The organism is Nodosilinea sp. AN01ver1 (assembly GCF_050565655.1).
GTDB lineage: Bacteria > Cyanobacteriota > Cyanobacteriia > Phormidesmidales > Phormidesmidaceae > Nodosilinea.
In genome coordinates this window covers 1-7,436 of record NZ_JBNXVS010000095.1, presented here as the reverse complement: position 1 = coordinate 7,436, position 7,436 = coordinate 1, and the positions used below count along the sequence as shown (strand labels likewise).

The window sequence follows — 7,436 nt, the reverse complement described above, 5'->3', positions numbered from 1 at the left end:
CGGGTCACCGCTTGCGCGATACCGCGCTTTAAGCTCGTCGGCTGAAAAATGAGGTTCGAGATGGAGGGGTCTAGGCATTCCCTAATCCTACACCATTTCAGGGGTAGCCAAGTCGGATTTAGTATAACTTTGTGCGGGAACTCATCGATCTGTCGTCAGGGGTGTTCTATTCGTCGGCGACCTACGCCAAGCGAGCCGATGTGATGGACTTGTATGCTCGGCGCACTGACCTACGCCTGGGCGTCAGCAGTATGACGGCGCTGGAGAACATTCTGACGCGGGGTGGGGTGCCGCTCCAGCAGATTGTCGCCAGCAAGTTTGTCGCCTCCGGGCAAATGCTCAGGCGGGAGCGCTCCTATGAGGGCATTTCCTTTCAGGCCAAGACCGTCCCGGTAGATCGGGAGGTAGCCGATGACTTCTCGGCAGCGATGAGGGCGATTAAAGACTTTGATCGGGCCAAGCAGAAGGCGGTGAAGGCGATTGGTAATGAGGCCAAGGCGGAAGCGAAGGCCCTGAAACAGGATGGAGCGATTGGCGAGGTGGGAGCCCGGAGTACCAACTTCACCTCGCTGATGCACAACTGCATTGAGCAAGGGCTGCTGGCCCAAAAGGCGGATGCGACGGTGGAGGAAGCCATTGCGGCGCTGAACCGAGGTGAAAAGCCCGTAATTACAGTGGCTAACACCATGGGCAGCTTCATCGAGGCCTATGCCGAGTCTCAGGACTTGTCGCCGGGGGATGCAATGAGCCTCTCCTTTGGGGATCTGCTGGAGCGGTATTTGGAGCGATCCAGAGATGTGGTGGTGACAGACTACCGGGGCCACTCCACTCGGCTGCGCCTCAGCGATGACCAACTCGGCGGCGATGCCGTTCTGGCCTATGAAGAAGCCCTGGATTGTATTCGCGAGAGTGACTTCAGTGGCATTCCCATCAGCCCAATTGACTACATTGAGCAACAACTGGAGCGGGCAGGCTACCGGGTGACTGAAGTCACGGGGCGGACGGCGGGCATTGAGTATTGGGCTGATGGATCCATGGCCTACAAGGTGCGGCTGGGGGAGGAAACCACAGCCAAGGGCAGGATCGATGCCGTGGCCCGGTTTAATGCTGGAGATGCCGATATCATTCTGCTCAACTGTTCGGGCTCGACCGGTATCTCGCTGCACGCCTCGGAGAAGTTTGCTGACCAGCGACCTCGCCACATGATTGTGGCCCAGGCGGAACGGGACATCAACGTGTTTATGCAGATGCTGGGCCGGGTGCATCGAACCGGGCAGGTGGCGTTGCCCGCCTACACGCTGTTGATGGGCGATCTTCCGGCTGAAAAGCGACCAGGGGCAATCCTCTGTCGCAAGATGGCGAGCCTGAATGCCAACACCACGGCAGCGAGAGAGACGGATATTTCTCTCAATACCGTGGTGGATTTTATGAATCCCTACGGCGAGCAGGTGGTGACGGAGTTGTTGTCGGATGACCCGGAACTGAATGCCAAGCTGGATTTCCCTGCCGCCAAGGCTGAGAACGATGCTTCTGATATCGCCCTAATCAAGCGGGTGACGGGGCGGATTCCGCTGCTACCCATTGCCGAACAGGAAGCGGTCTATAGCCTGATTGAGTCGGAGTACTGCGACCTGGTGGATCAGGCGCGGGCCATGGGGGAGAACATTTTGGAGGCGGATCAGCTAGATTTGGAGGCCAGGCCGCTGGCGCGGATGGAGGTAATGGCCGATGACAGCGAGACGGCCAGCGAGTTTACGGGGCCGGTGTATTTGGAGATGGTGGAGGCCAAGAGCGAGAGCAAACCGCTGACCCAGCTTCAGGCGATCAATGCAGTGCGGGAGTCGGTGGGGTTGGCGGAGGTGGGGGCGGTTGAGGCTCACGACCCGGATGCTGTAGCCGCGCAGGCGAGGCAGCAAGTGGTGGCGATCATTACCGAGTTGGAAGCGCAGACGAACCGCTACCGGCAGGCAGCGATCGCCCAAAAGCAAGACAGCAAGGCGATTGAAAAACTGAACGATCGCATTGAGCAGCAGCTCATGCATGTCTCGGGTGTATTAGAGCAGTTCGTGCCAGGGACACCGCTGCGGTTGGTGACGCCTGCCAGCAAGACCATTCTCTATGGCGTAGTGGCGGGGGCCGATGCCAAAAAACGCTCGGGGAGCCCAGCAGCACCCAACCGCTGGAAGCTGAGGGTTTTGGTGGCGGATTCCGCTCGGCAGATTACGGTGCCGTTGTCGAAGCTCAACACGGGGCGGGCAGGGGCGATCGATGCCACGGTGCAAACGGAGGACTGGTTTGGCAACAGCGTGTATTCGCTGTTCGACATGCAGCAGGAGGCGGGTCGGGTTAACCGGCAGATCTTCACCGGCAACCTGATCAAGGCATTTGAAAAGTATTCCAACGGCAAGTTAGTGAACTACACCGACTACCGGGGCGAGGTCTGCCAGGGGCTGATCATGCCCAAGGGCTTTGATATTGAGTCGGAGCTGACCAAGGAGCCGGTGGCCTTTAAGGAGCCGCAGCAGGTGTTTCGGTTCCTCACGGAGCTGACCAACCGGCAGGGAACAGTAAAGACGCTGGATGAGTTGTTGCTGCTGAAGCCGCAGCAGGCGGGAGACGGATTTATTCTGCAAGCGCCGAAATCGAAGGAATCGGGCGGGCGGTACTACCTGGATGAGGAACTGATCGCGGCGGCGGGGTCGGATTTTTACTCGGTGGCCGATCGCATGGAGGTCGTCATTCCCCCAGAGCGGCTGGAGCGGGTGCTAGGAGTGGTGATGCACCAGCGGAACTACACCCTGGCAGCGTTTGAGTTTAAGGAGGTGGCGCGGCAGTTGTTGGGGGTGTCGTTGCCGACGCTGGAGAAGGTGGAGATACAGGAGGTGAAGCCCCCGATTGTTGCTCAGGCGGTAGCATCTGCTGTAAGCCAGCCACGCCCAGAACCAGCCGTGGAAAAACCTGCGGTTGAAGCTCCAGTGTCCCCACCCGCACCTAATCTGCCCCCAATGGGCCAACTGGAGAAGCGGATTCTGCGTTTTTTGAGGAATGCGGGAATTGAGCAGGAGATCATGACCTCCCAGGAGTTTCACCTGCGGATTGAGAATGAGCCGTTTATTCCGCTGGTGGTGGAGCGACAGGGGGATGAGTTGTACCTGACCCACTACCTGCTCCAGAACGGGGATATGTTCATCGACTCGGAGATGGTATTTAGGGTGCGGGGCGAGGGCCACATCGAGTTTAAGGAGACGGCGGTGCAGAGTTTGCAGGGTGGGGAGTCGCGGCTGCCCGATCGCACTTTTGCCCAGATTTTCTCCAAGAATATTGTGCAGCAGGGGTTTGCGAAGGCGGCTCAGGCCCAGATTCAGGCTCAGGTAGAACCCGCAGTGGGGCAAGAACCGGGGGATGAGCGATCGCAAATGCCGAGTGATATGCGGCAATACCTGGAGGTGAAAAACCAGTACCCCGATGCGATCGTGCTGGTGCAGTCACCGGATCAGCAGTTCTATGAGGCGTTTTTTGACGGGGCTCGGCCCTTGATCGAGCATCTGGAGATGATTGGCACCAGCATGGAGTCTGGATCGAAGGAACTCGGACGGGTACGAGTGGCAGGGTTCCCGGTGCAGAGTTTGCACAAGTATTTGGACAGGTTGACTCAGCAGGGGGAGGTGGTGATTGCGGAATTGGAGGGGGCGATCGCTGTCCACCCCCACCAACCGCCTGCCCTGGTTGTGGAGGAGCAACCTCGACCTGAGCCCGAAGCTGTGGCTCATGCTCCAGGAGTTGAAGAACCTGAGTTTCAGGTGCAGAGCTTGTTTGATGTGGAACCCTTTCGGACAGGGGCTCCCACTAGCCAAGGGCCACGGCCTGGCGCAGATCCGCTATGGCAGCAGGAGCAGGCGGCAGTGGTGCCCCCACAGGATTTACTGTCCCCCGATCTGCCTCAGTCCAAACCTGTAAAACCTGTCCAGGGGCCAACACTGCAAAAGATTGCCGATGAGGTACGAGGGGCGGATTTAGAGGATGTGGCGGCGCATTTGGGGCTGGAGTGCGATCGCCACGATAAGCATAAGTGGCGCAATGGCGACCACATCATCAGCATCAGTGGGCCGCTGTTTATGGACTGGTTGGCCGATGCTGGGGGCCGGGGTGCAATTGACCTGGTGATGCAGGTGCAGGGGGTGGAGTTTAAGGAAGCGGTGGAATGGCTATCGGGCCGGGATTTTTCTCAACGGCCTGCTCACGTAGCGACCCATAACCAAACTGAAGAGCGAGAGCCCAAGGTGTTGGCAGTGCCCGCCGCAAACGAACATCGCTGGGCGGGGGTGTGGGAGTATTTGGTGGAAACCCGTAAGCTACCGGTGGTGCTGGTGGATCGGCTCAATGAGCGGGGCTTGATTTTTGCCGATGACCATCAGAATGCCGTGTTTTTGCGCCACCAGTTGCAGGCCCAAACCTGGAGTCGAGGTGAGGTCATTGGGGCCAGTTTGCGGGGGACGTGGGGAGAAGAAAACCACTTTCACGGGTTAGCGCCGGGCTCGGCTAGAGACCAGGGATGGTTTTGGATTGGCACAGGGCGGGGGCTGGTGAACCGGGTGCTGCTGGTGGAGTCGCCCATTGATGCGATGTCGCTGGCGGTGCTGGACAGGGCGCAGCGGGGGCCGGAGGGGGTGTCGATTTATCTCTCGACGGATGGCTCAGGAGGGGTGCCAACTGAAGCGTTGAAGACAGTGCTGCGGAGTGGGGGGCTGGTAGCGGCAGCGTTTGACGCGGATGTGGCAGGGGAGACCATGGCCTGGCGGGTGGCGCAGCAGGTGCCGGGGATAGAGCGGCTAACGCCGAATCAGGGGAAGGACTGGAATGAGGTGTTGGTCAATCCAGAGGGGGGCGGCAATGGGTGGCAGCAGAGCCGCCCGGAGTTGGGTCAACTCTGGGGATGGCATGGGGCAGCCGTGGCACTGGGGAGACCAGAGAGGTATTTGAGCCGAATAACAGAGGTTGCTCGGGAAGTCGTCAAAGGCAATACTCTATCGGACAAGGCTCAGCAAACGATGGCACGAGATTTAGAAGATTGGTCAAGGGAAGGCCAGCCTAACCATCAAATCACTCTCCGAAGACACAACCAATGTGGGACAGGCTTAGAGCGTTGAAATCTGGAGGATTTTAGGGAACGGAAATAGCGTTACGGTGGGTCGCAGGTGCATACCAGCGGTTGGGGGTGGCCAATGCCATAGCCTTGGGCAAAGTCTACGCCGATAGTCGTAATACAATCCAGAATGGCAGTATTTTCAACGTATTCGGCAATGGTTTTGAGGCCCATGACACTGCCGATGGTGCTGATGGCCTTGACCATGGCGTGGTCTACCCGGTCGTCGAGGATGTCTTTGACAAAGCCACCGTCGATTTTGAGATAGTCCACGGGCAGAGTTTTGAGGTAAGCAAAAGACGACATGCCGCTGCCAAAGTCGTCGAGGGCGAAGCGGCAGCCCAGGGCTTTGAGCTGGCGGATGAAGTCGCTGGCCTTGGAGAGGTTGGCGATCGCCACCGTTTCGGTAATTTCAAAGCACACCTGCTGGGGCGGCACGGGGTATAAGGCAAACTGCTGGCGCAGAAAATCTATCATGTCGTCGTCGTTGAGGCTGGCCCCGGAGAGGTTGATATAGCTGTGGCCATCTAAGTTAGGACGCGGCTTGCTTGAGCACGATTTTGATAGCGGCTCGTAAGCCGTCGGCATGGGGAAGGAGTTTGCGAATCCGGCTTTTTAACCAACCCCAGCACTTTTCAATGCGGTTGAGGTCGGGGGAATAGGGTGGCAGGTAAACAACCTGACAACCTGCAGCCTCAATCAACTGAACAATCCGGCCGCCGTGGTGAAAGGTGGCATTATCCAGAATCACCCCATCCCCAGGCCGCAAAGCAGGAATCAAGCAGGTCTCGAGCCAGAGTTCAAACACCGTCCGGTTACAGGCTCCTTCGACGGTAAAGGGAGCAATCAGTTGATGCCCTCGGTATCCGGCAATCATGTTCACGCGCCCTTGCCGCCGTCCTGACTTGAGGTCATAGCACCGCTCGCCTGCTGGCGAGTAGCCAAACCCATACTGGTCTCGCTCATCCATCCCAGACTCGTCGACGTAGACCCACTGCGGTCCTTGAGGGTCAGAAACTTCAGCTACAAACGCGCTCCGTTGGCCGTCATCGCGCTGGCGGTAGCCGTAAGTCTTTTTTTTCGCGTCCAGCCAATCCGCTTCAGCGCCCGTGAGATCGTTCGTCGGCTGACATCGCTGGGCCAAAGCTCGGCCATCTCAGCCTGGGTTTTGGAACGATGCTGCTCCGCAAAGGCTCGAAACGCTTCCCAGTTCTGAATCTTCCCCTCACCCGTAGAGGCCACCCTGACGGTTGGTTCAAGGCATCCGGTTGCCGCTTTGCGCTTCAGCCACAAGTCGATGGTGTTACGGCTGATTTGAAACAGCGCACTGGCTTCACTCTTCTTCAACCCGTCGAGTTCTATCGCATTGATGACCTTCTGACGCAGATCAAGGCTGTAGGGTTTGGCCATGTTACTCGCTCACCATGAGACTCCCTCATTAGTCTACGTCCTAACTATCTTGGCCATAGCTATAGCATAGACCGTGGGCACTGCGGGGTCAGGGACTGCCTGGGGTGGGTGGGGCGGCCAGTGCTGAAACAGAGTGCTAACCACCCAGCGATCAATCTTAACCATCAGGCCGTAGCGTTCGGCGGCAGGCAAAAAGGCCAACGGCGGAATGATCTGCCCCGTTTCATCCCGCAGGCGCAGCAGCACCTCGTAGTGATGTTCCTGGGCTGGCCCCAGTGCAGTCGGCACAATGGGCTGGGCAAAGAGGCAAAAGCGATCCTCGTCTAGGGCCTGGGTGAGGCGCGCCGCCCAGCGGGATTCGCCCTGCTGCTGAAGCAGGGTCTGATCGTCGGGATGGACGGCGTGGACGCGGTTGCGGCCATTGTTTTTGGCGGTGTAGCAGGCGGTGTCGGCGGCGGCTAGCACGTTCTCTAAGGTGTCGCTGTGGTGGTTGATAGGCACCACGCCAATGCTGACGCCGACGGCGAAGGTGTTGCCCGCCCAGGCAAAGCGAAAGTCCTGCACGGCATCCTTGAGGCTGGGATGCCTCGGAACTCTACAACCCCGAGACAAAGCTCCAGGAAAAATGGAACCAAACTCCAGTCTTTAGAGAAATACCCGCTGCCAAAGCCAACCGCATCTTCTTCGTTGACTATCAGCTCTGGGGCAGCATTACCCGAGGCCCAATTACCGACGAGCTGATTTTGCAGAAACTGCCTGATACTAAATCCGACTTGGCTACCCCTGAAATGGTGTAGGATTAGGGAATGCCTAGACCCCTCCATCTCGAACCTCATTTTTCAGCCGACGAGCTTAAAGCGCGGTATCGCGCAAGCGGTGACCC

Annotated in this window: 3 protein-coding genes and 1 pseudogene; 1 reads left to right on the top strand and 3 read right to left on the bottom strand. The window is 58.3% G+C overall.

What is annotated here, in order from left to right:
• Positions 1–131: 131 nt before the first annotated feature.
• Complete coding sequence (locus ACQ4N7_RS29740) at positions 132–5,147, top strand: strawberry notch C-terminal domain-containing protein (protein ID WP_430715040.1); 5,016 nt, start codon at positions 132–134, stop codon at positions 5,145–5,147.
• 32 nt (positions 5,148–5,179) lie between these two features.
• Here the strand turns inward: ACQ4N7_RS29740 and ACQ4N7_RS29735 are convergent.
• The 3 genes and pseudogenes from ACQ4N7_RS29735 to ACQ4N7_RS29725 all read right to left on the bottom strand — a co-directional run.
• A pseudogene (locus ACQ4N7_RS29735) lies at positions 5,180–5,656 on the bottom strand (EAL domain-containing protein); the annotation flags it as partial.
• 19 nt (positions 5,657–5,675) lie between these two features.
• A protein-coding gene (locus tag ACQ4N7_RS29730; RefSeq protein ID WP_430715039.1) for an IS630 family transposase occupies positions 5,676–6,553 on the bottom strand; the annotation gives its coding sequence in 2 pieces (ribosomal slippage) (positions 5,676–6,221 and positions 6,224–6,553; 876 coding nt in all).
• 33 nt (positions 6,554–6,586) lie between these two features.
• Positions 6,587–7,117, bottom strand: coding sequence for an EAL domain-containing protein (locus ACQ4N7_RS29725; protein WP_430715038.1), 531 nt, complete (start codon positions 7,115–7,117; stop codon positions 6,587–6,589).
• Positions 7,118–7,436: the final 319 nt, after the last annotated feature.